Below are 24,364 nucleotides of genomic sequence, written 5' to 3' on the forward strand. Positions count from 1 at the left end.
AGTTGATGATGAGCATGCCTGTTGAATTGCTGATTGGCGGCTTGGTGTCGTGTTTTGACAAAGACTGAAGGTCAGACAGTGAATACCTCTGCTAACCCATCTATCGCACTCTCTGGTGTGGTTGTGGTGCTGCTGGTTGACTATTTGACCCAGCATCGGGCTTGGGGGTGGATGCGGCTGATCCAAGGTCCTGGTGCACTCAAGGATGTACCTGGGCTCCTGTTTTCCAAAGTGATGGGTAGCGGGCACGGAGGTGGATTTGGTTTGCGTCCCAGTGGCAGCCATCAAGGCTTGATTTGTCTGTTTGAGGATGAACAAAAGGCCAATGAGTTCTGTGAAGGCCCCTACGTTCAGGCCATGATTGAACATTCCCGCGAACACTGGTTGAGTTCGATGGCAGTTACCTCTGCCAGAGGGCAATGGGATGAGCAGGTTTGGGGAGTCACTCCGACTGACTGTTTGTTGGCGTCACAGGATCAGACTGGTACTGAGTCTGAATCGGGGAGGAACTTGGTCGCTGTGTTGACTCGGGGGACCATTCGGCCAGCCAAGGCACTTGCGTTTTGGCGCTACTCACCACCAGCTCAAAAAGAACTCAACACTGCCAAAGGATGTCACCTCGCCATGGGACTGGGCGAAGCCCCGCTGTTGCGGCAATGTACGTTTAGTCTCTGGAGCGATACGGATGCCATGGTCGCCTATGCCCACTCAGGGGCTCACAAACACGCCATCACTGCAGCATATAAAAATGACTATTTTGCAGAGTCCATGTTTGTTCGGATGCGGGTTCTTGCCATGACAGGTCTGTGGCTTGGCAAACGCTACGGCGTCTCACGTGAGGTCCAGCATGGCTGACAAACATGTGGTCGTGGTGGGTGCAGGAGTGGCTGGTCTTGTTGCTGCTTTGCGCTTGGGGCATCAGGGCCTTGATGTGACCGTGGTGGAGCGCAGTGAGCAGGCCGGTGGGAAAGTGCGTGCTCAGGAAGTGGGTGGAAGCTTCATTGATGCCGGCCCCACGGTATTCACCATGAAGTGGGTTTTCTCGGAGCTGATGGAGTCGGTAGGGGCTGACATCGACACCGAACTCAAACTGTCTCAATTGCCAGTTCTTGCCAAACACTTTTGGGACGATGGTAGCGCATTGGATTTGTTTGCCGATCCGCAGGCTAGCGAGGCTGCTGTGGAGGCTTTTGCTGGTCCAGACGAAGCGCAGAGATTCCGTCATTTCTGCCAAACGACCAAGGCTCTGTATCGGAGCCTGGAGACACCTTTCATTCGGTCACAAGCCAGCAACTTACCGAAGTTCATGATGAGTTTGGGGCCTCGTGGTTTGGCATTGCTGGCGCGTGTTGGCCCAACGCGGACCATGTGGGACAGCTTGGGCAGGCACTTCACGGACCCGCGTTTACGCCAGCTGTTTGGCCGCTATGCGACTTACTGTGGTTCCTCACCTTTACAGGCACCGGCAACTCTGAATTTGATCGCCCAGGTCGAGATGGATGGTGTGTGGTCGGTTCAGGGTGGCATGACCTCGTTAGCCCAGTGTTTGGTTCGTCTGTGTAAACAAAACGGTGTGCAGTTCCGTTACCAAACGGAATGCCAGGAGATTCAGGTTGAGCAGGGTCACGTCAAAGGTGTGGTCTTGCGCGACGGTGAACGGCTGGCGGCGGATGCGCTTGTTTTTAACGGTGATGTGTCGGCGTTGCACCAAGGGTTGCTAGGGGCACGAAGCCGTGCGGCGTTCTCTTCACACAAAGCACAGCGTTCTTTGTCTGCCGTCACTTGGTGTGCTGTGGCCAAGACAAGAGGTCTCAAGTTGGACCGTCACAACCTGTTTTTTGGACGGCAGTACGCTACGGAATTTGAGGATATTTTCACTCGCCAAAGTTTGCCCACGGATCCAACGCTGTATGTCTGTGCGCAAGACCGGGGCGCAGGTGCGACTTTGCAAACACCTGAAAGATTGTTGTGTTTGGTCAATGCACCAGCGATTGGTGATACGGATGATGAGCGCTTGTCAGCTGACTTGCTTGAGAAGTTGCAGGAAACAAGTTTTGGGCGTGCCAGGGCCTGCGGTTTGGACATTGAGTTGGATACCAATCGGTTGGTTAGAACCTCACCTCGGCATTTTCATCAACGTTTCCCCGGCACAGGTGGTGCACTTTATGGACAGGCGACACACGGATGGTTGAGCATTTTTTCGAGACCAGGAGCGATCAGTCCGATACCGGGTTTGTATCTGGCGGGCGGGAGTGTCCATCCGGGGCCTGGAGTGCCGATGGCTGCGATGTCAGGGCGATTGGCGGCCGCGGCAGTTCTGGAGAACCTCGGTTTGACCAGGCTGTCCCAAACGGAGGCTACCTCTGGTGGTATGTTGACGCCATGAGTGACGACGGCCAATTCGGATTGAGCTTGATTGCCTTTGTTGGCAGCGTCTTTTCGCCTTACTACGCTTGGGCCAGACGCAGCGGCAAAACAGATCCTGATAATTTTTGTGCTCTGAATGTCGCCTTGTACAGCCGCAATAACAAACGGTGGTGTATGACGGAGCGCAGTCGTAAGTACTGCTCACGCAGCGCCAGCAGGTTTGTGATTGGCCCAAGTGACATGTATTGGGATGGGACCAGCCTGACGATACGTGTGGATGAGACTGGGTCTCCGATTCCTCACAAGATCACCGGGACTATTCGTATTGAACCTCGTCAGCTGTTTAGATTCAGTACTGCACTGGATGCCCAGAAGAAACACCGTTGGGGTCCGATTGCACCATCAGCCAAAATTGAAGTCGATCTGAGTAAACCTTTTCAGAAGTGGCAAGGTAATGCCTATTTGGATTCAAATGAAGGTGATGAACCTATTGAAAATGGTTTTCATGAATGGGATTGGTCACGTAGTTTGATGCGCAATGGCAGTACTGCAGTACTGTATGACATGAAATATAAGGATCAAAGCCAATCTATATTGGCTTTGCGGTTTGATTGTCAGGGACAGGTAAGCAATTTTGACCCGCCAGGGCGTAAAGTACTACCTCCTACTGCATGGCGGGTGAGCAGAGGTGTTCGTAGCAGTGCACCAGTGGAGATTTCTGAACAACTTGAAGATACGCCTTTTTATCAAAGATCTCTCTTGAAGAGTGAGTTATTGGGTGAGAAAGTCGTCAGTTTTCACGAATCATTATCGATACCACGGCTTGTGTCTCCGGTGGTGCGGGCAATGCTACCTTGGCGTATGCCAAGACGGTTTTAGTGATTGATGTTTTAAATATGGAAGATATTGGAAAGGTTTTTTTGTTGTCGCCACTATTGCGTATTTTTGCGGTGGAGCAGCTATTAGTGGGTGACAGCAAATATAATGAATTTTTGGCCATTCCGGCCTTAAATAACCCTCGTGCGGGTTTTGCACGTTGCAAGGAGAATAACCATGTCTGATACAGACAAAGTTTACCCAACGGGACTGACTGAAGCCGAAGCTCAAGAGATCCATCGGCATCTCATTCAGGGAACGCAAATTTTCGGCATGATCGCCGCATTTGCTCATTTGCTTTCCTATATTTACTCACCTTGGCTCAAGTAAGGAGATAACACCATGATTTACGGAAAAATTTGGTTGTATGTGAAACCTTCGACAGGTATTCCGCTTTACTTGGGTGCAGTGGCTGTCGGCGCTTTTGCCGTTCATCTGGCCCTGTTCACCAACGTGCCATGGCTGAAGGCCTACTACAGCGGTAGCGCTGCTAAAGCTGCAGTGACTGCTTCGGCTGATGCCGTGCCAGCTTTGCCTGGTGCCGTGACTGCGAAAAAATAACGCAGGTATGGAGCTTAGAGACCGAGGTCGAAAGATCTCGGTCCCTTTTTTTGAATGAACAGATTTAGCCAAAAACTGGTTTTTGCATGGGCTGCAGCGGGTACACGCTACCTTCCTTTTGCTGACGCAGCTACCCCCGATCTTCCTCTGCCCAGGTTGCTGAGGTTGTCTTTGTTTCAGATTTCTGTAGGCATGGCCATGGTCATGCTGATTGGCACGTTAAATCGGGTCATGATTGTTGAGCTCAAGGTGCCGTCCGCCTTGGTTTCCATCATGGTCGGACTGCCACTGTTATTCGCACCTTTGCGAGCTTTGATTGGGTTCAAATCAGACAACCATCGTTCCGCGTTAGGCTGGCGCAGGGTGCCTTTCATTTGGATGGGTACGCTTTTGCAGTTTGGGGGGTTTGCCATCATGCCGTTTGCGCTGTTGGTTCTTGCGGGTGCCGGTGAGGCAGCGCAAGCCCCCCCTTGGGTCGGCTACATCGGTGCGGGAGTGGCTTTTCTGTTGGTAGGGGCCGGCATGCACACCACGCAGACAGTTGGTCTGGCTTTGGCGACAGATTTGGCGCCAATCGAGTCACAGCCCAAAGTGGTTGGCCTGATGTATGTGATGCTTTTGGTGGGCATGATCGGCAGCGCGTTCATTTATGGCGAACTGCTGTCAGACTATAGTCCTGGCCGCCTGGTTCAGGTCATTCAAGGCGCTGCACTTGTCACCATGTGCTTGAATGTTGTGGCCCTTTGGAAGCAGGAAGCCAGGCACTCAGTACGACAGAGTGCGCCCGTCGCCGATCCGAGCTTTCGGGAGTCGTGGATCAGTTTCAGCAAAGGTGGTCATGCTGTCAGGCGCCTATTGGTGTTGGGATGTGGAACGGCAGCATTTACGATGGAAGATGTTTTACTTGAGCCTTATGGTGGTGAAATTCTCGGCTTGAGTGTTTCTGCAACCACAACCTTGACCGCTACTTTGGCGTTTGGTGGTTTGATCGGTTTTGGCTGGGCATCTCGGGTCTTGAGTCGCGGTGCCGACCCTTTTCGTATGGCCAGCGGAGGTGCCTGGGTGGGTATTCCTGCATTCAGTGCAATCATTGTTTCGGGGTACTTACAAGCCCCTTGGTTATTTGCTTCAGGAACTTTTTTAATTGGCTTGGGTGCCGGCCTGTTTAGCCACGGCACGTTGACTTCGACGATGAATTTGGCGCCAAAAGATCAAGTTGGCATGGCCTTGGGTACCTGGGGTGCTGTACAGGCGACGGCCGCTGGCCTGGCCATGGCTTTTGGAGGTGTTTTAAGAGATTCTGTTGCCAAGTGGTCCGACTCGCCAACTGGTTACCATACCGTTTACGGGCTGGAGCTGCTGCTGCTTTGTGTGACCATCGTCATCATGCTCCCATTGCTTGGTCGCAAAACCAAACTTTAGCCTAGATTATCTGATTCCCGTGTCGATAGAAAAGTGAACCTCAACTTTAAGGAGAAAATATGAAGACCAGCACCATTTTGATTATTATGTACGTCGTATTCATTTTGTTCATGATCATGAACTGGCTGAATCGTCCCGACGATAAAAAATAAATCTATTCTGATAGTTCGATCGGCTTGCGTCCGATTCTTTCATTCTCAAGCCGTTCGAACAATCCTAAGACCCATTCGATCTTTTGTGACATGGCCCTGTTTGGTGCATAGGCAGGGGTGTTTCGATCGTTGAGGTTTTTTTGGCAGTTTTCAACCAGAAAACTAATGGCCTTTAAGGGGCTTGGTTGTTGTGTGTCTACGTAGATCCACCTGACTTGTGTCCAAGCTGAGGCAAGCAACACGAGTTTGCGCGTTGTGCTGACAATCGTTCGCCGTGTGATGGAGTCAAGGCCTTCTCGCCTCAGTTGTGCGCCTATTTCCCCATATATTGAACTAGCAGCAAGTATGGCTGCCCTGCAATCAGGTGGTAATTCAGCAATGCCGGATTGTGATCTGCGATACAGTAAATCAGCCTCTTCCAAAAGACGTGATATCAGAGCTTTGACTTCAGCAGTTGGTTTTGGATTTTTAAGCCATTCTTCAACGTTGATACCAGCTGTTTCCATCCACTCCAGAGGCAAATAGATTCGGCCGTTGCGGGCATCTTCACCGATATCACGTGCAATATTCGTGAGTTGCATGGCGACACCAAGTTCGCATGCTCGTGCCAAAGTCGTGGTCGACTTGGAGCCCATGATCCAGCACATCATCGCACCCACCGTACCCGCAACCCGCGCTGCGTAGGACTGAAGGTCTTCCAAGGTCTGGTATCGGTGCCCAAGTGCATCCCACTCGAAACCTTCAAGCAAAGCGTCTAGAAATAAACGCGGCAGTTGATACTGTTGAACAACCAGTGTCAGCGCTTGGTCTTCGACGAATTCGGATGGGTTACCAGAATATATTTGGTCTAGTCGCTGTCGCAAAACCGATAAGTTGGTATGGACATCTCCTCCTTGGTCAACCAAATCATCCGCGACCCGGCAGAAGGCATACAAGGCAACCGCCGCAGCACGCACGCGCATAGGCAGTAAGCGGCTGGCAGCGAAGAACGTCTTCGACCCGCCTTTCATCATGGCGATGCAGGCTTTCAGGTCGCGCGAATCGTAGTCAAGAGAAACTGTTGACATGAGGAACTACCTGTTCAAGCGCTTTGGCGGACATCAGGACACCAGGAACACCCGCGCCCGGGTGGGTTCCTGCCCCAACCATGAAGAGGCCTTTGACATCTTCGCTGCGGTTGTGTGGACGGAAATAGGCACTTTGTAATAACAGAGGCTCCATGCCAAAACCGGCACCTTTGTATGACAACAGGCGGTCATGAAAGTCCTGCGGTGTGGTGAATTGGGATGTGACGATATGTGATCCAAGGTTGGGCAGAATCGTTTCACTCAGTCGCTTTTCAATCTTCTGCCGGTAGATTTCACCTTCCACCTTCCAATCGGTTCCACTGTCGAGGTGCGGCACGGGTGATAAGGCGTAAAAAGTATCGCACCCGTCTGGCGCCATGCCTGGATCAGTTGCTGTCGGTCGGTGCAGGTAAAGGCTGAAGTCCTCAGCCAAGTGCTTGCGTTTAAAAATATCGTTGAGCAACTCCTGATAACGCGGACCAAGCACCATCGTGTGGTGGGGGACATCGTTGTACTTTTTGTTGGTGCCAAAGTACCAGACAAACAAACCCATGGAGTACTTCTTATCCTCGATTCGGCTGTCCGTCCAGTGGGGGCGATCTTTGGCATCTACCAGATAGCGGTAGGTCCAAGCCGTGTCCCCATTGCTGACCACGATGTCACTGGAGATGTGTTCTCCGTTGGCCAACTCGACGCCAGTGGCTCGGCCTTGGTCAACCAGAATGCGGCGTACTTCTGCTTTGTAGCGAATGGGCACTTGGCGTTGATCCAGCAAGCCGACCAGTCCCTGCACCAGCGAGCCGGTGCCGCCCATCGCCCAATGCGCACCAAAGCGTCGTTCCAGAGCATTGATGAGCGCGTAAATGCCGGTGACGCTCAGCGGATTTCCCCCAATCAATAGCGACTGCAGCGTGAAGGCTGCACGCAGTTTGGGGTGTTTCATATAGCTCGACACCATGGCATAGATGCTGCGCCAGCCTCGCAATCGCAGCATGTTGGGGATCGCGCGAATCAAATCACTTGGACTGTCGTAAACAATGCTTCCCAGCTCTAAGAAGCCAAGCTGATAACACCGCTCCGCTTCCTTGATAAAGGCCTCGTAGCCGGCCAGGTCCGACGGGGAAATTTTCTTGACCTGTTCCCGATTGGCCTGCTGGTCTTTGCCGTAGTCAAAGTGACTGCCATCGTCATACCGAATCCGGTAAAAAGGTGCCACGGGGACGAGGGTGACATCGTCGGCAAAACGGCGCCCACACATCTCCCACAGCTCCTCCAGCATGTACGGCGCGGTCACGATGGTCGGCCCCGCATCAAAGGTAAATCCGTCACGCCGCCAGACAGCCGCCCGTCCACCAGGCTGATCCTGCTTCTCCAGCACTTGAACCCGATAGCCTTTGCAGCTCAAGCGCACGGCTGCTGCCAAACCGCCAAAACCCGTACCAATCACAATGGCTGTCGGCCTCTTGTCTGCAGTCACATCCTCTGTGGGGGCGGCAGTTTGTATGTTTGAAAATGCGTTCATTTGGAGTCCAATGTTGCGTTATCCAGTGCAACCTTATTTTTTGTATTCAATGCCCAACCCCACAAGCGTTCGAGTGGCCAAGGCAAAACCATCATGGCGTGCTCCAAGATGCCCAGACCGAGAAGACTGGCCAGCAAGACCCATCCGGTGGTGACTTCAACCACCCCCAATTGCGCCTGACCCACAATCCAGATCCACACGGCCAATGCAAGGCTGAAAGAAAACACGAACCAGGCTGTGATACCGCGGGTTGGAAAATAGCTGGCAAGGTAGGCCAAATGTTTGGGAAGATACTGCGCACCGTTTTGCGGTACGCCGAAATACAAGTTCAACTTGCCGCTGATGCGCATACACCACAACACAGCGAAAGTGCACAGTGCAACGTGGTTGGGTTGTCCCCTTTGCATCAGACACAGGGCCACAAAATTCAGGATCAAAGCTATCTCGTGGTACAGGATCACATCCAGCGATTGTTTGAACCGGGCCCACCCGGTCACGCCGGGTTGCAAAGTCTGTTTTCTAGGCCCGGTCAGCCAGCCAGTTAGAAATGCCAGCTCATGCCAACCCCACATCACAATCACGCTGCCAAAGCCCAAATAGGCGTTTTCAACGCTCAAGCTCTCCATACTTTCTGCAACTGCCAAGAAGCTGAACACCAACAATACACTCCAGCCCCCCAGACTCCAACGAAAGCTGCTGGGGGGCAGGCGGTCAAGCCACAAGATGATGCCCGTACCAAACCACCAGCACACAATGGCGTAGCCAGATGCAAGAAGCGTGTCATTCACCACACGGGTTCCATTCGCACGTCGGCAGTTAGCTCCTGGCGTTTGATGGGCAACAGATACAGTTTGCCGAAAACCAGGACAGCCCGCGACATGAACCAAGCCTGCTTGAGTTTTCCGACGAATCCACCTTGTTTCTTGGCCAAGTCATTGGCCTTGGAGATGGTGAACAGTTTGGTAAGCCCCGCGCGAAATTTCGGGTTGTCGGTATCCAGGGCAATGGGAAAGACCTGCCGGGTGATTTGTGTGGTGATGTCAAACACCGCGTAGTCATACGTTGCAGAGTCCAGGCCCATGGCTTCGTGCAACATGGGGCGGGTGTGGTCACGCACATACATGGTGGCATAAACGGCCAACAGGAAAAAGCGGATCCACAACACATTGCCACCCCGCAGCAGGTGTGGATTGGCGCGGATGATCAGTGCAAATGACTCGCCGTGACGAAACTCATCGTTGCACCAACGCTCGAACCAGCGAAAGATCGGATGAAAGCGTTTGTCCGGATGGCGTTCCAGATGACGAAAGATGGTGATGTACCTGGCGTACCCAATTTTTTCCGACAAGTAGGTGGCGTACAGGATGTATTTGGGTTTGAAAAAGGTGTAGGCCTTCTCGCGCTTCAAACTTCCCAAATCGATGCCAAGGTCAAAGTCGCGCAAGGACTGATTGATGAATCCAGCGTGACGGGCCTCGTCACGGGCCATATACGCCATCAGTTGTTTCAGATCCGGGTTGGAGATGTTTTTACGGATCTCGTTGTACAGGATACAACCCGAGTACTCTGATGTGAGTGAACTCACCAGAAAGTCAATGAACTCCTGACGCATCTCCTTGGAGAGTTGAGTCATCGATTGCGCCACCTCATCGGCGAAGCTGGCATCACGTTGAAAGTGGTCGTGGTTGTTGTCCCCCTCGTACTCACGCATCATGATGTCCCACTCTTTGCGCAGCGGTTCAATATTGATGCGGTTGATCGCAGCAAAGTCGGTGGTGTAGAAACGCGGACTCAGCATGCTGCTTTGCACCGCCTTGTCGTTCGCATCTTTCGCTGTTTCGATACGTTGCACGAGTGTGTTCATAGAGCGTATGTTGGTTGACTACGGATGCTTGAGATTTCGAAATATAGCGGAGTTGACCGGTCCAAAGGACTCCAGATCGATGCGCTGTGAGGTACTGGGATCTAGCAGGGTGAGCCTGCCATCCGTGTGTTCAATCACCCGAAATGGTGCTTCCGGCCCCATGCCACGACGCTTTCTCTCTCGCGCGAGTGCGCGAAGGGTTCCACGTAAAAACCCTTGTTCGCCCTTGAATACCATCACTTCTTTGCTATCAAAACTATCAATTGCGACAATCTGTCCATCCGGTGTATCAGCGAACACCAGATCGCGTTGCCACAGTATTGGTGCATCCTCGACCGTCCATGTCAGCCCCTGGTAGCGCGCAAAAGCCACCAGGCAAAGGACGAGACCCAGGAAAGCCAGCAAATACCCAATCGGTTTGCGAATGGGGGGCTTCATGTTTCCTGAAGGCATGGGGCCATTCATGCGGGCAAACCTTCTTGTTGTTGCTCTGATTGGGTCGGCAATGGAACGCTTTGAGCCACGATCCGCTCTGTTGCCCGTTCTTGACTCCAGGCTGCCAGCAGGATCTTTCCAACGGCCTGGGCATCTGGGATGCAACGAAGCGCAGGTTCCGGTTGGGTCAAACGCCATGCACGGGCATGTGGCCACAGATGCATCCAGGCGATGCGATCACTTGGGTAGAGACTCAAAGCGATATCGCCAGAGTTGCCATGAAAGTTCTTCAAAGAAGCTGACGCGATACGTTTGTGGGGCAAGTTGAAGGTGAGTGTGAGAACCATGCCCACGCGCATCACAACCCGCTTGTCGGTGATGGTGTACACCGTGGTCTTGCTGGAAAACCAAGCAACGGAACTCAGCAACACCAAGGCCACGGACCCAGTCAGAAAACTTTTAAAGAGGGAGATGGCTATCTCATGGTTGCCAGCATGGCTGTCCATCAGGTAAACGAGTTGGACCGTCCACATGATCAGAAAATAGATCGCAATTTTGCGAACATGAAACGCATGTAATGCCAACTGCCGCCATTGCGGCGCTCCCTGCCAAAGCATTTTTTCGCCAGGAGGCAAGGGCTCGGGCAGCCCAGGGGCTGCCTCGAACTCATGCTCATGGGTTGCAATCACAGCAAAGGTTCCTGCCGGCTGGGATGGGCGTAAAGCAGGCCTGCGCCAAAATAGCCCATGATCTTTTCTTCTTCCAGGAGCGTGATTTGTTCCGGAACACGTGTCTTGGGAACATTGCCAAACTGGTAGGACATCAAGGCGTTCACATGAACCCCTTCTTTGTTGATCCGGGCGAAATTCATCGGGATCAAAACGCGAGCTTCAGACCCCTTCAGTGCAACTTCAATGTAGCGGAAGATGGATTCCGACTGGTCAACCCACATATCGCACACTTGACCTGCACTTTCCTTGTCCGCGCCAATCACCTGGAGGCCGCGAGGATCAATGTTCTGTTTGGCAACGTTGTAGTCCTTGGCAACCCGCAAAGGAACAATTTTGGGTGCGCCTTCGTAAGTGAGATCAGGCTCATCAGCGCGCATGGCCCATGCACCAGGACCCACACCGGCGAGCAGAGGGTCACCTTTTGGCACGATGTTGCCACCGCTCCATGGGTTGTTGCCGGGTTCAAAGGAGAACCCGCCATCGGGCCGGTCCGGGTTCGGTGCGACCATGTCGGGGCCATGGCGCATTTTGTAGGTCTTGGGCTGTACCAAGGGCCAGCCTGTGGTCACCGGGCCATTGACGCGACCCGGGTCCATTGGATAACCCTCGCGGTGCGCCTCTCGTTGCAGGTAATAAATCAGGCCGGCAAAAAATGCCCAAAAAACGTAAAGCACGAGCTGTGCTACGTCGAAAGATTGTGTGAAACCACCAATTTCCATGGTCAACTCCTTCAAAAAATCTACTGAATAACAGGGGCGATCCGAACATTGTTTGTGGCGCGGATGCCGTGTCTGACCAAGGGGCCAACGGCAATGAGCGTGACAAACAACAAGAGCATTTCAACGTGGTAAACCACGCTGTAACCAACCGACGGCACCGCAAAGGCGGCGCCAAAAGCGCCACCAGCAGTCAACTGCGTCACCAGGTCGCGCAACGCACCACCAAAAAACATGGCCAGTCCCGCAGCGGTCGACTGCACAGCACCCCAAGCCCCGAGTGCCAAGCCCACATAACCACCACCATCCAGGCGCATGGCTGTGAACAATGTACCAACGGCAAACAGTCCGCCACCCAGGCCGATGCCCAGAGCGCCAAGGCGAAACAACCACCCAGCCTCAAGCGGTGCAGAAAAGATGACGGCAGAAAACGCCGGGATGCCAATCATGGCGCCACCCGCCGCCAGCAGCAAAGGATCCATGCCCCGGGCCAGTTGGCGACCAGCCAGCAAAAAGCCCATCAAGCCGCCGCCGGCAAGCATCGCGGTCAGGGCGCTTGTCGCACCCACACTCAAATGCAAGATCTCACCGCCGTAAGGCTCCAGCACAATATCCTGCATGTTGAACGCCATGGTTCCCAGACCCGTGGTCCACAAAAAACGCCGTGCGTTGGGCAAATTGATGAAATGCGTCCATACCTCTTTGAACGGAGGTTTTGGTGTCTGTTTTCGTGCCGCAGCACGTTGTGGATTGCGAGCTTCTTGTTTCCACAGGGCAAATGCGTTCAGGATCAAGACAACCATGGCTGTTCCCTGAACAACTTGAACCAGACGTTGGGCACTGAAGTCAGTCAGCAGGACGCTGAAAACCAGACTGCCGCCCACGGCGCCCACCAGCAGCATGATGTACATCAAGGCGACGACCCTAGGGCGCGTTTCTTCACTGGCCTGATCCGTGGCAAGTGCCAGCCCAGCGGTTTGGGATGTTTGTAATCCAGCTCCAACCATCAAAAAGGCCATGGCCGCGACGCCTTGCGCCAGCCAGGGTGGCAGAGGCCGCTCTCCCTGACCGGTCAGCGCCAACAGGGCAAAGGGCATAAAGGCCAACCCGAGAAACTGGACGAGTGTCCCCCCCCACATAAAAGGAACACGTTTCCAGCCAAAAGCAGATTGGTGTGTATCTGATTGGTAGCCCGTCACCGCGCGGAATGGTGCTACCAGAAGAGGAAGCGCCAGCATCAGTGACACCAAGGATGCTGCTACACCCAATTCAACAATCATGACGCGGTTGAGCGTACCAATCAGGAGCGCCGTGGTGATGCCCATCGTGACTTTGAATAACGACAAACGCAAAAGCCGAGACAGAGGCAAACCTGCACTGGCCACATCCGCAAAGGGCAGCCACTGCGCAGGAATACTCTTGGCAAGACGTTTGAACGTTGCAGCTCTCACGATGTCTGCCACTCCATCGCTTGAGATTGGTAAAAACCGCTGGAAATTCTCTGGGTCCGACCCCGGTTCCACTGAGCCAGCGAAGCATGCTGGGCCATCAAGCTGGCAATTTTTTCTTCGGCCATCGGTTCTAACCACGGGGCGCGGTTGCCGCGAGGAAAAATGCGCCCAACCGCAATCATGAATGCCAGCAGCGGCGTGCGTGGTGCAAAGGTGAACAAAATGGAGGACGAGGTCCGCTCGGCCAGTTTGGCCAAAGCACTGACGGCATCTTCGGTTTGGTAATGAATGATGGAGTCCATCGCGACCACATGATCGAACTTACCGAGAGCTGCGTCAAGCATGTCGCCGCTGCGAAAATCAATGCGACTGGCGACATCTGGAGGCAAGCGGTTGCGTGCGAGTTCAACCAAGGTGGGTGACAGATCTATCGCCACAACTTCGGCGCCTCGACGTGCTGCCTCTACCGACAGTGCGCCAGTACCACAGCCTGCGTCCAGGATGCGTTTGCCGTGAAGATCGGGCGGCAACCAGGAGAGCAGTGTTGCGCGCATGTTGTCCCGTCCGGCGCGCACCGTCGCCCGCACCCGCCCCAGGGGTGCGTCCGATGTCAACTTTTCCCAGGCTGCTGCGGCGGTTCGATCGAAGTAGTTTTCAATCTGACCACGCCGCTCCTGGTAGGTGTTTTCGTTCATGCGGTGGCCTCAGTCAAAACCCAACAGGTCAAAAATGTCCCGATCTTTCATCGGCACAGCCGGCAAGGGATCCGTACCCAGCCAGAGGGCAGCAGCCAATCGCATGTACTCATCCTGCACCGCTTTGACGGCTGGTGTGGGTTCCAACTCAAACAGGGTGGATTTGTTCAACCGGCTGCGGCGAATTTCATCCAGGTTCGGGAAATGGGCCATGGTTTTCAGACCAACCACCGCATTGAACTTGTCAATTTGGTCCGTGGCATCGCTGCGGTTGGCAATCACACCACCGAGCCGGACGTTGTAGTTCTTGGCCTTGGCACCAATGGCTTGGACAATGCGGTTCATCGCAAAGATGGAGTCGAAGTCATTGGCGGTCACGATCAATGCGCGATCAGCGTGTTGCAGCGGGGCGGCAAAACCGCCACACACCACGTCACCCAAGACGTCAAAGATCACCACATCGGTGTCTTCGAGCAGATGATGTTCTTTGAGCAGCTTCACGGTTTGCCCAACCACGTAGCCACCACAGCCTGTGCCGGCGGGTGGTCCGCCAGCCTCGACACACATGACACCGTTGTAGCCCCGATAGACAAAATCCTCAACGCGCAATTCTTCGGCGTGGAAGTTGACGGCTTCCAGCGCGTCAATCACGGTGGGCATCAGCTTCTTGGTCAGGGTGAATGTGGAGTCGTGTTTGGGATCGCAGCCAATTTGCAGCACGCGTTTACCCATCTTGCTGAACGCCACTGACAAATTCGACGAGGTTGTGCTCTTGCCAATACCACCTTTGCCATACACCGCAAAAACCTTGGCGGTGCCAATCTTGACGGCAGGGTCGAGCTGCACTTGCATACTTCCCTCGCCATCCAGATGACGGCCACCTCGCCGTATATCTGACAGGGGGACTGCCGTGGTTTCGATCATGCGGGAACTCCTTCGTAAACACCTTCTAAACGGTCTTCCAACTCCTCACCGGCGAGCCGCAGCGCGTCCATGGTTTCGGCATTGGGTTGCCAGTATTGGCGCCGTGACGCTTCCAGTAATCGGTTGGCAAATTTGGTTGATGCGACAGGGTTGAGCTGGGCCAGCCGTTCGCGCATCTCAGGATCGAGGATGAATGTCTGTGCCAACTGCTGGTACACCCAGGGTTGAACCTGTCCGGTTGTAGCGGACCAGCCCATGGTGTTGGTGAGGTGGGCCTCAATCTGACGCACACCTTCATAACCATGTTGCAGCATGCTTTCATGCCACTTGGGATTGAGCATGCGAGTGCGTGTTTCCAGCGAGACCTGTTCTGTCAAGGAACGTACCACCCCGTCACCTTGTGTCTGGTCGCCGATATAAACAGGCGGGGCACTGGCTTGGGTACCTTCAATCTTGTGTTTGGCCTGCAACACGGCGCGACTCACGCCGCCCAAAGTGTCAAAGTAGGTATCAATGCTCGTCACCCCCAGCTCCACCGAATCGAGGTTCTGGTACGTGAGCGAGACACTGGCCAGCGCGCTTTGCAAAAGGACGTTGTTGCGCACGGGGCGACCCTCGCGGCCATAAGCAAAACCTTTGCGTTGGGTGAAGCAGTTACCCAGTTCGTCCTCATCCTGCCAGACGCTGCTGTCGACCAATTGATTGACATTGGCACCATAGGCGCCCTCGGCATTGCCAAAAACCCGCAATGACGCCGCCTCCATGTCACCTCCGTGTTCTGCCATGAAGGCCAGAGCGTGTTTGCGGACATAGTTTTGATCTTCCGGTTCATCTGCCGAGGCCGCCAGGAAAGAGGCCTCAGCCAGAAGCCGGATTTGCATCGGCAACAGATCACGGAAGATGCCTGACAGGGTGATCACCACATCGATACGCGGGCGGCCCAGCTCCTCCAGTGGCATCAGGCACGCCCCTGCAAGCCGTCCATAAGTGTCAAAACGGGGCAGGGCACCCATCAACGCCAAGGCCTGGGCCAGCGGCCCACCTTCAGACTTCAGGTTGTCGGTACCCCAGAGCACCATTGCAACCGTTTCCGGCAGCATGCCACCGTCTTGCCTGTAGCGGGCGATGAGTTTGTCGCTCTGGCGCTGTGCATCTTTGACAGCAAAAGCGGATGGGATATGGAATGGGTCAATGCCGTGAATGTTGCGGCCGGTCGGCAACACCTTGGGGTTTCGCAGCAAATCTCCCCCAGGTGCCGGGGCGATATAGCGTCCATCCAGTGCTTTGAGCAAGCCTTCGATTTCACTGTCTTGGCCAAGCTGGTAATTGGTGGCTACCAACTGCTTCAACGACTCAAGCTGGGCCTGGTTCAGATCAGTCGCGAGCGGCATCAGGTCTGTTTCGGACGCGCCGTCCACCAAATGTTCCAGCAAGTCAGCATTGTCGATGCCCATGGCTTGGGCCAGAGCCTTGAGTGTGGTGAGGCGCTGCTCACGCGTTGGTGTTTTGCCAACGATATGCAGACCTTCCGGGATCAAGGTGTATTCCAACTCCAGAATCTGGGCTTGTAAGGCGTCAATCCAGGGGACTGCAGCGCCGTTGGCCTGACCATCAGTGAGCTCTGGCTTGGTGTGTGGCACCGCCAAATCGAGTGCTATGGCCTGTGTGTGCAACATGTCGGCCAGTTCCGGACGTTCTTTGGATTGGTCCGGCTCCAGTGCACGCCACCGCTCAAGCGATTGCTTCAGCTCAATCAAGCCTTTGTAAAGGCCTGCCTGAGCCAGTGTTGGTGTGAGGTAGCTGACAAGCGTTGCGGCAGCGCGACGTTTGGCCAATACCCCTTCCGACGGGTTGTTGGCGGCATACAGATAGACATTGGGGAGTGCGCCAATCATCCGTTCTGGCCAGCAGTTGCCTGACATGCCAGCCTGTTTGCCGGGCATGAACTCCAGCGCACCATGGGTGCCAAAGTGCAACACACAATCGGCGTTGAAGTCATTTTGCAAGTACCGGTAGAAGGCACTGAACGCATGGGTAGGTGCCAGACCGGACTCGAACAACAAGCGCATTGGGTCGCCTTCGTAGCCAAAACCAGGTTGCAGTGCCACCAAGACTTCACCAAACTGGGCGCCCAAGACAAAAATGCTCTGCCCATTGGTCAAATGTTTGCCCGGTGCTGGCCCCCACTGTGCCTCGATGTCATTGAGCCACCGTTCTTGTTGCACATGTTTTTCAGTAGGGATCAAGGCGTGCACATTGGCTTCGGTTCCGTACTGGCTGGCATTGCCTTTGAGAACGGCTTCGCGCAGGGCTTCCACACTGGCTGGAACGGTCACCCGATAACCTTGTTTAGCCAGCGAGGTCAGCGTGTTGAACAAAGACTCAAACACAGACAGAAAGGCGGCCGTTCCTACTGCACCTGCATTGGGCGGAAAGTTGAAGAGCACAATTGCAATTTTGCGGTTCTCACGCTTGGTGCGACGCAAAGCCACAAGTTTTGCCACCCGCGTTGCCAGCATCTCGATGCGTTCCGTGCAGGCATACATGTCCTCGGTTTTGTTGTCTGCCGTGAACTTGCACAGGCGACCACAACCAGCGCAAACCGTGCCATCCGAACCAGGGCGGCCGCCGTAAATCATGGGCACCGTGGAGCCGTCCAGCTCAGGAATGGCGACCATGATGGTGCTTTCCACCGGCAGCAAGCCCCGGTTGGAACCTCCCCACTTGTCCAGAGACTGGAACTCCAAGGGATGTGCCGCCAGATAGGGAACGTCAAGACCCGACAGCACCAACTCGGCTGCTTTGGCATCGTTGTAAGCAGGTCCACCCACCAGCGAGAAGCCAGTCAGGGAAACCAGGGCGTCAATGCTGACCTTGCCGTTGGTTTTGAAATAACGCTCAATCGCCGGGCGGGCATCCAAGCCGCTGGCATAGGCTGGAATAACCCGCAATCCCTTGGACTCCAGCACATTGATCACAGCATCGTAGTGCGCTGCGTTACCTGCCAGAAGATAGGAGCGCAGCAACAACAAACCAACGGTGGGTTGTTGCTTGGACCCCGCCGGCAAATGGCTCAACTGATCGGACAGCTGCGTTTTCATCCGCGGGTGATACACACCTGTGTCCGGGTACTCCACCGGGTCTTGGGGATGCGCCAGATCGCGCAGCTGTTGCCTTGGGCCGCTGGCGTAGCGCTTGATCAGCATCTGCACCATGTTGCTCACGTTTTGCTCGGAACCCGCCAGCCAATACCGCATGGTCAGGAAAAACACCCTGACGTCTTGTGCTGTACCCGGAATAAAGCGCAAGAGCTTGGGGAGTCGGCGCAGCATCGCCATTTGTTTGGCGCCAGCATCTCCGCTGGATTCTTCCCTCTTGAATCCCTCTTTGGGGGTGGGGCGAAGCTTTTTGAGCAGCCCCACCAGCCCACCAGCTTGCCCGCCCATGGTGAACTTGCCCATGCGGGTGAGTTGCATGACCGGCGGTGCCGACATGATGCACACCATGGCGTCACATTGTTCTCGCCTGGCCTTGAGTGTCTCCAGCACGGGCAGGTAATGGTCTTCCATGAACAGCATGGTGGCAATGATCACATCCGCGTTCTGGATGTCGCTTATGCTGCTGGCAAGTGCATCAGCGTTGTCGCGCCAGGATGCTGCGCTATGAATTTTGAATGCCAAACCAGGAATCTGCTGGCGCAGGCTTTTGGACGCGCGTTCTGCTGCACTTGCCAGATGGTTATCCATCGTGAGCAAGAGCACTTTGATCGGGGTTTGCGCCCCCGAGTTGTCAGCGGCTGAAGTGAGCTTTCGCGTCATATAACGTCTCCACGGTGATGGTGCTCAGGCCTTGTTCCAACGCATACCGTTCCGTATTTCTGCGGGCTTTGCCTCGCACAAAAAAAGGTATTTTTCCCAGCTCTTTCTCGGCCTCGGTGCTCCAAGTACTTGAGGCTGGTTGGGCTGTGATTGGCTTGGGCAATTCAGTCTGAGCAACTTCTCTCAAGGCAGTCACTGGCGTCTCGGCCACACGGCTGGAACCCAAGTGTGATGGTGCAGCTCCATCGTGGAACTCAAAATCCTCACGGAACATGCCCAGCAGGTGCTCTTCCAGGCCCATCATCAGTGGATGCACCCACGTGTCGAACAAGACGTTGGCGCCCTCGAAACCCATCTGAGGGGCATAACGGGCAGGAAAGTCCTGGATGTGTACTGGGGCCGAGATCACTGCACAGGGGATATTGAGCCGCTTGGCAATGTGTCGCTCCATCTGTGTACCCAGGATCAGTTCTGGGTGAAGATGCTTGATCTGTTCTTCAACGGCCAGATAGTCATCGGTGATCAGTGGCTCAACCTGGTACTTTTTGGCTGCCTCGCGCACTTCGCGGGCAAATTCCCGGCTGTACGTTCCGATGCCGACCACTTCAAACCCCATCTCTTCGCTGGCGAACCGGGCTGCAGCCACCACATGTGTGGCATCGCCGAACAGGAACACGCGCTTGCCGGTCAAGTAGGTTGAGTCGACAGATCGGGAGTACCAAACGGAGTGCATGTCATCTTCAAGCCCTGCCGGAATGGGCAGTTCGGACAGACTGGTAACTTCCCGGATGAACTCGCGTGTGGCACTCACACCAATTGGTATGGTTCGGGTGTAGGGTTGGTTGAACTGGCGTTCCAACCACTGCGCCGTTGTGTTGGCGATTTCGGGATAAAGAACAACATTGAAGTCCGCTTGCGCCAGCTTGCGAATATCCTCAACCGAGGCGTTTAACGGTGCAATCACCTTGACTTCTATACCCAAGGCCTGCAAAAGCAGGGAGATCTCGCGTACGTCGTCGCGATGCCGAAATCCCAGTGCCGTAGGTCCCAAAATGTTGCAACTGGGCTTGTGGGGAGCCGCAGACAGGTCCTTATCGGCTGGCTTGACCAGATTTCGGACAAGTTGGTAGAAGGTCTCGGATGCTCCCCAGTTTTCCTTGCGCTGGTAAGCGGGTAACTCAAGCGGAATCACCGGTACGGGCAAATTCAGAGCTCTGGCCAAGCCGCCCGGGTCGTCTTGGATCAACTCTGCCGTGCAGGAAGATCCCACCAGTACCGCCTGTGGCTGAAAGCGGTCAAATGCGTTGGCGACAGCTTCCTTGAAAAGCTGCGCTGTGTCACCACCCAGATCCCTCGCCTGAAAAGTGCTGTAGGTGACCGGTGGGCGCCTGGGTAGGCGCTCAATCATGGTGAACAAGAGATCTGCGTAGGTATCTCCTTGTGGTGCATGTAATACGTAGTGAACGTTGGTCATGGCCGTAGCCACTCGCATGGCGCCCACATGGGGTGGGCCTTCATAAGTCCAGAGCGTGAGCTGCATTGACGTGATGTCTAAGCGACTAGTTTGAGTTTGCGTGCCAAAGGTCGGCTGAACAGGGCTGCCAAGTCCCCCGCCTGCTCGTACCCTTGAATAGGAGTGAACACCAGTTCGATAGACCACTTGGTGGTGAACCCTTTTGCTTCGAGCGGGTTGGCCAAGCCAAGACCACAGACGATCAAATCGGGCTGGTCTGCATCACACCGATCCAACTGCAATTCCAGTGATTGACCTTCACTCAAACGTGTACTGCTAGGCAGCTGTTCAAGCTCAGGGGTCATGATCTGGCGATGCAGGTAGGGCGTGCCGACTTCCAATAACTTCATATGAAGTTCTTGGTAAACAAACCGGGCTAGCGGTATCTCAAGCTGGGAATCGGGCAGGAAGGTGATGCTTTTGCCTTGCAGCTGCGTGCGGTGACGCGCTACCGATTGCTCAGCTCTTTGGCGTGCTGCCTGTGTGACCTCTTCAAACCGAAAGTGGTCAATGGCAAACGCCTGGGCGATCACCCGCAACCATTTGGTTGTGCCTTCCGCGCCGAGCGGGAAGGGCGCTTCCAGACGCTTCACCCCTTTTGATTCAAGTTGCCTTGCTGTGTCAGCGAGAAATGGCTGTGCCAGCACACATACGGTTTCCGGCCCAATGGCTGGAAGTGCGGTGCTTCTGCGGGGTGGAAAGAAGTCGAAGTGCTCAATACCCATTTTGCGAAGCAAGACGCTGAGCTGATCTTCCACCACATCAGCCAAGGTGCCCACGATCAGCAGGTGTTTGCCTTGAGAGGTTCTAGCAGGCAAGGTTTCTGTCAATGCAGCAAGGCAGGCATCCTCGCCTTGGGTAAATGTGGTTTCAATGCCGCTGCCTGAATAGCTGAGAACCCGGGTGTGCGGCATGTGTTGCTTGCAGAGTCTTTCTGCAGCCCGCGATAAGTCGAGCTTGATCACCTCAGACGGGCAGGATCCGACCAAAAAGAGCAACTTGATGTCTTGGCGGCGGGCGAGCAACTCAGATACCACACGGTCCAACTCATCGTTGGCATCTGCAATGCCGGCGAGGTCGCGTTCGTCGATGATCGCTGTGCCAAAACGTGGTTCTGCAAAAATCATGACGCCAGCAGCTGACTGGATCAAATGCGCGCAAGTGCGTGAGCCCACCACCAGAAAGAACGCGTCCTGTATTTTGCGGTGCAGCCAGATAATGCCAGTGAGGCCACAAAAGACTTGTCTTTGCCCCTTTTCTGAGATGACAGGGGTGTTGGCGCAGCCCAAGGCTTCTGCGCTGCGGATAGGAATCACCGGATTCACGCCACACCTTCCGTTCGAACGTTGAGCTGGGCTTGATCAGTTTCAGCAATGCGCAATCCTTCAGCTTGAAGCCTGGCAGCTCTGAGTTTCAGCAAAAACTGCCCCGCATTGATGCAATAAGTGGCGTAGGCAGCCATTGCTAGCCAAAGTTGCTGCGTCGGGGTGATGGCACCGGTCCACCAAGCATAGAGATACGCTGTATGCAAGGCCAAAACCAGCATACTAAAGACGTCCTCCCAAAAAAAAGCGGGTGCAAACAGGTACTGACCGAACACCACCTTCTCCCATATGCAGCCGGTCAGCATGATGGTGTAGAGCGTCAATGTTTTGATGACCACAGAGAGAAGCGCAGCGGATTCGCCTTCACCTGTCATGAGGCAACGGACCACGAGCGCCAAACTGACCAGAAAGACCAAGAACTGCAGGGGGGCTAGAACGCCTTGTACCAGCGTCCAGATCGACTGATCCCTGCGGCGTTTCTCCTCGGGGCTGTAAAGCATCTTGTGGCTTGAGACTGGATTTGACATGTGCTCTGATGAAAGAACTTCAAGCGGTCACTGTAGCTGGTGCTGTGTAAAGTGTCAACATAACTTGACGTATTATTTTTTTTACATTGATGGGGTTTCCCAGTAAAATGTTTCTATAGACACAGTTAAGACTTTCCAGGTTGAAACTGCTGGCGTAGCTATGTGTGAGAGTCTCGCCCATCCACTTCCTTTAGAGAGAGCGTGGTGGTTGCGGTGTGGGCCTGTTTCAGCAGGAAAATATGTCTTTAATTCGGGCTAGCGCAGGCCTTGGCGTTTTTGGCCTTCGCGATATAGAAATTTTGGCTGAGGCGTGTATATGCCAGTATGGTGCAGCACTTGCTAAGGTTCATGCTTGGCTTGGCGCAGGTGTTGATATTGAGGATATCTACTTGGATGGGCTAGCTGCTGCTGCTCGCCTTCTGGGTGAGTGGTGGTTGTCTGATCGGATTGACTTTGTGAAGGTCACAATAGGCGTTCACTGTCTTCAACAGATTCTGTATGAGCTTAGCCCTCAATTCTTACAGCGAGCTAACCAGAAGTTCAACGGTTATCGGGCGATTTTCTTTTCCACGCCCAATTCTCAGCATGGTTTTGGCTCGGTCATGGTGGCTGAGTTTTTCCGGCGTGAAGGATGGAAAGTGTCGAACGTTGCACCGGAATCAGAGTCTGACGTGGTGAGAGAATTGACCCAACAGTGGTTTGAAGTGGTCGGTTTTTCGGTCTGTTCTGACCGAGGATGGCCTGCATTGAAATCACTTATCTTAAAAGCCAGACAGGTCTCGCTCAATCCCAATGTCCAGATCATGATTGGTGGTCCTATGGTGGACTTGAACCCTGATTTGGCGGCAGTTTTGGGTGCTGACTTGATTGGCGGTGACGCGCGCGTGTCGCAGCGACTTGCTCGGCAGAACATCAAAAGGTTAGAGCTGGCAGCGTGAACTATGTGTGTGACTGAAGTATCTGAGTCGACGAATTCAACCTCATCAAGACGTCCCAATGAAGCTCGGTAACTTGTCAGGAGAGGCTTTTGATCGGCTGGTGCGCGTGGCCTTTGATGTCGCATTGATCGTTGATAAAGACGGTGTGATCGAGGACATATCTGTCCGCAAATCGGAATTGCTTGCATTGGGATGCCAGTCTTGGGTGGGGCGTTCTTGGAGCAGTGTCGTGACCAGCGAAAGCCGAGGCAAGATTCTGGAAATGCTTGCTTCGTGCAGTGCCAGTGAAGAATTGCGTTGGCGCCATGTGAACCATGGCATTGGCGGCGGCACGGATCTGCCAATGCAGTATGCGGTGATGAGTCTGGGCGACGATGGTCGGGTTTTGGCGCTGGGGCGCGATATGGAGGCCATTGCGATTCTTCAGCGACGATTGATTGAAACCCAGCAGTCTATTGAGCGGGACTATCTGAGGCTTCGGCACATTGAGACCAAATACCGCATCCTCTTTGAAACGGGCAACGAGGCGGTCTTGTTGGTGGATGGTCTGAGCTTCCGAGTTTTGGATGCGAACTCCAGTGCACAGGTTTTTGTGAAGGACAGCAACAAGAAGCTGGTTGGTCGCGATATCACCGAGTGTTTTGAGACGGTTTACAGGGATGAGATTCAGTCGCTGCTGCGCATGGCGCATGCCACGGGACGCATCGAGATGTGTCGTGCCAGATTTGTCGGTGCCACAGGCGATTGCACGGTCTCTGCTTCTGTCTTCCGGCAGGAAAGTGGGCCACATTTTTTGATGCGTCTGTTGCCTCATGGCATGGTTGCCAAGCCAGCATCGGCGGCGGACCAGCAACTGCTCTTCAGTGAGGCGCTTGAACATTCCCCTGACGGGTTTGTTCTGACTGACAGAGCGGGGATTATCAAGTCTGCCAACGCAGAATTGATGACCATGCTGGGTGTGACTGCTTTGTCGCAGTTGGCCGGCCAACCTCTGGAGAACTGGCTGGTGCGTGGCGGGGTTGATTGGGGCGTGTTGCTGACGAACTTGCGCTCACAAACACTTGTGAAGAATTTTTCCACTGAACTGCGTGTCATGGCGGGTTCAACTGTTGCTGTGGAGATCTCTGCGCTGACTCTTAATACCGATCAGGCCTACTACGCTTTTTACATTCGCGATGTTGAGCGGATCCGCGTCAAGGAAACGCCTGTCACCAATGGCATGGTGAGTTCTGTTGCTGAGCTGTCCAAACTGGTGGGGCGCATGCCAATGAAGGACATTGTGGGTGAAACGGTGGACATGATCGAAAAGATGTGTATCCAGTCTGCGCTCGAGTTGACCAAGAATAATCGCGCATCTGCGGCAGAAATGCTGGGGCTGTCCCGGCAAAGTCTTTATGTCAAGTTACGACGGTTTGAGATGGTCAGTGACATGGAGGTCAACAGCATTCACTGATTGATAT

General features: G+C 54.3%; 23 protein-coding genes. 9 read left to right on the forward strand and 14 right to left on the reverse strand.

Annotated elements, in window-relative coordinates; translation table 11 throughout:
* The first annotated feature begins 78 nt into the window (after positions 1-78).
* Genes KKO72_RS03105 through KKO72_RS03135 form a run of 7 tightly spaced genes read left to right on the forward strand, consistent with a single transcriptional unit; the run spans position 79 to position 5,226 of the window.
* The gene (locus KKO72_RS03105) at positions 79-855 is read left to right on the forward strand and encodes a hypothetical protein (protein ID WP_143541603.1); all 777 of its coding nucleotides are present in this window, start codon (positions 79-81) and stop codon (positions 853-855) included.
* Positions 848-2,386 carry a 1-hydroxycarotenoid 3,4-desaturase CrtD gene (gene crtD, locus KKO72_RS03110; protein ID WP_214935347.1) on the forward strand — a complete coding sequence of 513 codons (1,539 nt, stop codon included), beginning with the start codon at positions 848-850 and terminating at the stop codon, positions 2,384-2,386. The genes KKO72_RS03105 and crtD overlap by 8 nt, the downstream gene beginning before the upstream one ends.
* Complete coding sequence (locus KKO72_RS03115; protein WP_214935349.1) at positions 2,383-3,246, forward strand: carotenoid 1,2-hydratase; 864 nt, start codon at positions 2,383-2,385, stop codon at positions 3,244-3,246. Before crtD ends, KKO72_RS03115 begins: the two co-directional genes overlap by 4 nt.
* The gene (locus KKO72_RS03120; protein ID WP_214935351.1) at positions 3,246-3,428 is read left to right on the forward strand and encodes a hypothetical protein; all 183 of its coding nucleotides are present in this window, start codon (positions 3,246-3,248) and stop codon (positions 3,426-3,428) included. Before KKO72_RS03115 ends, KKO72_RS03120 begins: the two co-directional genes overlap by 1 nt.
* Positions 3,421-3,573 carry a light-harvesting antenna LH1, beta subunit gene (pufB, locus tag KKO72_RS03125; RefSeq protein WP_078363860.1) on the forward strand — a complete coding sequence of 51 codons (153 nt, stop codon included), beginning with the start codon at positions 3,421-3,423 and terminating at the stop codon, positions 3,571-3,573. Before KKO72_RS03120 ends, pufB begins: the two co-directional genes overlap by 8 nt.
* Positions 3,574-3,585: 12 nt before the next feature.
* Positions 3,586-3,804: a light-harvesting protein gene (locus KKO72_RS03130; RefSeq protein ID WP_078363859.1), complete on the forward strand. Its 219-nt coding sequence runs from the start codon at positions 3,586-3,588 to the stop codon at positions 3,802-3,804.
* A gap of 54 nt (positions 3,805-3,858) precedes the next feature.
* The gene (locus tag KKO72_RS03135) at positions 3,859-5,226 is read left to right on the forward strand and encodes a PucC family protein (RefSeq protein ID WP_078363858.1); all 1,368 of its coding nucleotides are present in this window, start codon (positions 3,859-3,861) and stop codon (positions 5,224-5,226) included.
* Positions 5,227-5,380: 154 nt separating this feature from the next.
* Here KKO72_RS03135 and KKO72_RS03140 read toward each other — a convergent pair whose 3' ends face one another.
* From KKO72_RS03140 to bchF, 14 genes are all read right to left on the reverse strand, one after another.
* Positions 5,381-6,445 (reverse strand): phytoene/squalene synthase family protein, encoded by a 1,065-nt coding sequence (locus KKO72_RS03140; RefSeq protein WP_214935353.1) that lies wholly within the window; start codon positions 6,443-6,445, stop codon positions 5,381-5,383.
* Positions 6,426-7,967, reverse strand: a complete 1,542-nt coding sequence (gene crtI / locus KKO72_RS03145) for a phytoene desaturase family protein (RefSeq protein WP_214935355.1) — start codon at positions 7,965-7,967, stop codon at positions 6,426-6,428. The genes KKO72_RS03140 and crtI overlap by 20 nt, the downstream gene beginning before the upstream one ends.
* Positions 7,964-8,755, reverse strand: coding sequence for a putative photosynthetic complex assembly protein PuhE (puhE, locus tag KKO72_RS03150; protein ID WP_371736806.1), 792 nt, complete (start codon positions 8,753-8,755; stop codon positions 7,964-7,966). The genes crtI and puhE overlap by 4 nt, the downstream gene beginning before the upstream one ends.
* Complete coding sequence (gene acsF, locus KKO72_RS03155; RefSeq protein WP_214935359.1) at positions 8,752-9,831, reverse strand: magnesium-protoporphyrin IX monomethyl ester (oxidative) cyclase; 1,080 nt, start codon at positions 9,829-9,831, stop codon at positions 8,752-8,754. Before acsF ends, puhE begins: the two co-directional genes overlap by 4 nt.
* 18 nt (positions 9,832-9,849) lie before the next feature.
* On the reverse strand, positions 9,850-10,284 hold the full coding sequence (gene puhC, locus KKO72_RS03160) for a photosynthetic complex assembly protein PuhC (RefSeq protein WP_214935361.1): 435 nt from the start codon (positions 10,282-10,284) through the stop codon (positions 9,850-9,852).
* A gap of 8 nt (positions 10,285-10,292) precedes the next feature.
* Entirely contained in the window at positions 10,293-10,955 is a 663-nt protein-coding gene (gene puhB / locus KKO72_RS03165; RefSeq protein WP_214935363.1) for a photosynthetic complex putative assembly protein PuhB, read from the reverse strand.
* Entirely contained in the window at positions 10,952-11,716 is a 765-nt protein-coding gene (gene puhA, locus KKO72_RS03170; protein ID WP_214935365.1) for a photosynthetic reaction center subunit H, read from the reverse strand. Before puhA ends, puhB begins: the two co-directional genes overlap by 4 nt.
* A 20-nt stretch (positions 11,717-11,736) precedes the next feature.
* On the reverse strand, positions 11,737-13,059 hold the full coding sequence (locus tag KKO72_RS03175; protein WP_305849447.1) for a BCD family MFS transporter: 1,323 nt from the start codon (positions 13,057-13,059) through the stop codon (positions 11,737-11,739).
* A gap of 101 nt (positions 13,060-13,160) precedes the next feature.
* Positions 13,161-13,859 carry a magnesium protoporphyrin IX methyltransferase gene (gene bchM, locus KKO72_RS03180; protein ID WP_214935367.1) on the reverse strand — a complete coding sequence of 233 codons (699 nt, stop codon included), beginning with the start codon at positions 13,857-13,859 and terminating at the stop codon, positions 13,161-13,163.
* A 9-nt stretch (positions 13,860-13,868) separates the two neighbouring features.
* Positions 13,869-14,783 (reverse strand): ferredoxin:protochlorophyllide reductase (ATP-dependent) iron-sulfur ATP-binding protein, encoded by a 915-nt coding sequence (gene bchL, locus KKO72_RS03185; protein ID WP_078363850.1) that lies wholly within the window; start codon positions 14,781-14,783, stop codon positions 13,869-13,871.
* The gene (locus KKO72_RS03190; protein WP_214935369.1) at positions 14,780-18,601 is read right to left on the reverse strand and encodes a magnesium chelatase subunit H; all 3,822 of its coding nucleotides are present in this window, start codon (positions 18,599-18,601) and stop codon (positions 14,780-14,782) included. The genes bchL and KKO72_RS03190 overlap by 4 nt, the downstream gene beginning before the upstream one ends.
* A complete protein-coding gene (bchB, locus tag KKO72_RS03195) occupies positions 18,573-20,141 on the reverse strand; it encodes a ferredoxin:protochlorophyllide reductase (ATP-dependent) subunit B (protein WP_214935371.1) in 1,569 nt (522 codons plus the stop codon). Before bchB ends, KKO72_RS03190 begins: the two co-directional genes overlap by 29 nt.
* Before the next feature lie 11 nt (positions 20,142-20,152).
* Positions 20,153-21,439 carry a ferredoxin:protochlorophyllide reductase (ATP-dependent) subunit N gene (locus KKO72_RS03200; RefSeq protein WP_214935373.1) on the reverse strand — a complete coding sequence of 429 codons (1,287 nt, stop codon included), beginning with the start codon at positions 21,437-21,439 and terminating at the stop codon, positions 20,153-20,155.
* The gene (gene bchF, locus KKO72_RS03205; RefSeq protein WP_214935375.1) at positions 21,436-21,966 is read right to left on the reverse strand and encodes a 2-vinyl bacteriochlorophyllide hydratase; all 531 of its coding nucleotides are present in this window, start codon (positions 21,964-21,966) and stop codon (positions 21,436-21,438) included. The genes KKO72_RS03200 and bchF overlap by 4 nt, the downstream gene beginning before the upstream one ends.
* 215 nt (positions 21,967-22,181) lie before the next feature.
* On the opposite strand from bchF, the gene KKO72_RS03210 reads away from it, so the two are divergent.
* Positions 22,182-22,904, forward strand: coding sequence for a cobalamin B12-binding domain-containing protein (locus KKO72_RS03210; RefSeq protein WP_214935377.1), 723 nt, complete (start codon positions 22,182-22,184; stop codon positions 22,902-22,904).
* A 58-nt stretch (positions 22,905-22,962) separates the two neighbouring features.
* Complete coding sequence (gene ppsR, locus KKO72_RS03215; protein WP_214935379.1) at positions 22,963-24,357, forward strand: transcriptional regulator PpsR; 1,395 nt, start codon at positions 22,963-22,965, stop codon at positions 24,355-24,357.
* Positions 24,358-24,364: the final 7 nt, after the last annotated feature.

This window comes from Rhodoferax sp. U11-2br (assembly GCF_018619435.1).
Taxonomy (GTDB): Bacteria; Pseudomonadota; Gammaproteobacteria; order Burkholderiales; family Burkholderiaceae_C; genus Rhodoferax.

Excerpts from the sequence above, each read along its gene's own strand:
- puhC (WP_214935361.1), bottom strand. The coding sequence starts at position 10,284 with ATGCCTTCAGGAAACATGAAGCCCCCCATTCGCAAACCGATTGGGTAT.
- KKO72_RS03140 (WP_214935353.1), bottom strand. The coding sequence starts at position 6,445 with ATGTCAACAGTTTCTCTTGACTACGATTCGCGCGACCTGAAAGCCTGC.
- KKO72_RS03115 (WP_214935349.1), top strand. The coding sequence starts at position 2,383 with ATGAGTGACGACGGCCAATTCGGATTGAGCTTGATTGCCTTTGTTGGC.
- crtD (WP_214935347.1), top strand. The coding sequence starts at position 848 with ATGGCTGACAAACATGTGGTCGTGGTGGGTGCAGGAGTGGCTGGTCTT.
- KKO72_RS03190 (WP_214935369.1), bottom strand. The coding sequence starts at position 18,601 with ATGACGCGAAAGCTCACTTCAGCCGCTGACAACTCGGGGGCGCAAACC.
- bchL (WP_078363850.1), bottom strand. The coding sequence starts at position 14,783 with ATGATCGAAACCACGGCAGTCCCCCTGTCAGATATACGGCGAGGTGGC.
- bchB (WP_214935371.1), bottom strand. The coding sequence starts at position 20,141 with ATGCAGCTCACGCTCTGGACTTATGAAGGCCCACCCCATGTGGGCGCC.
- ppsR (WP_214935379.1), top strand. The coding sequence starts at position 22,963 with ATGAAGCTCGGTAACTTGTCAGGAGAGGCTTTTGATCGGCTGGTGCGC.
- bchM (WP_214935367.1), bottom strand. The coding sequence starts at position 13,859 with ATGAACGAAAACACCTACCAGGAGCGGCGTGGTCAGATTGAAAACTAC.
- bchF (WP_214935375.1), bottom strand. The coding sequence starts at position 21,966 with ATGTCAAATCCAGTCTCAAGCCACAAGATGCTTTACAGCCCCGAGGAG.
- puhA (WP_214935365.1), bottom strand. The coding sequence starts at position 11,716 with ATGGAAATTGGTGGTTTCACACAATCTTTCGACGTAGCACAGCTCGTG.
- KKO72_RS03135 (WP_078363858.1), top strand. The coding sequence starts at position 3,859 with ATGAACAGATTTAGCCAAAAACTGGTTTTTGCATGGGCTGCAGCGGGT.
- acsF (WP_214935359.1), bottom strand. The coding sequence starts at position 9,831 with ATGAACACACTCGTGCAACGTATCGAAACAGCGAAAGATGCGAACGAC.
- KKO72_RS03130 (WP_078363859.1), top strand. The coding sequence starts at position 3,586 with ATGATTTACGGAAAAATTTGGTTGTATGTGAAACCTTCGACAGGTATT.
- pufB (WP_078363860.1), top strand. The coding sequence starts at position 3,421 with ATGTCTGATACAGACAAAGTTTACCCAACGGGACTGACTGAAGCCGAA.
- crtI (WP_214935355.1), bottom strand. The coding sequence starts at position 7,967 with ATGAACGCATTTTCAAACATACAAACTGCCGCCCCCACAGAGGATGTG.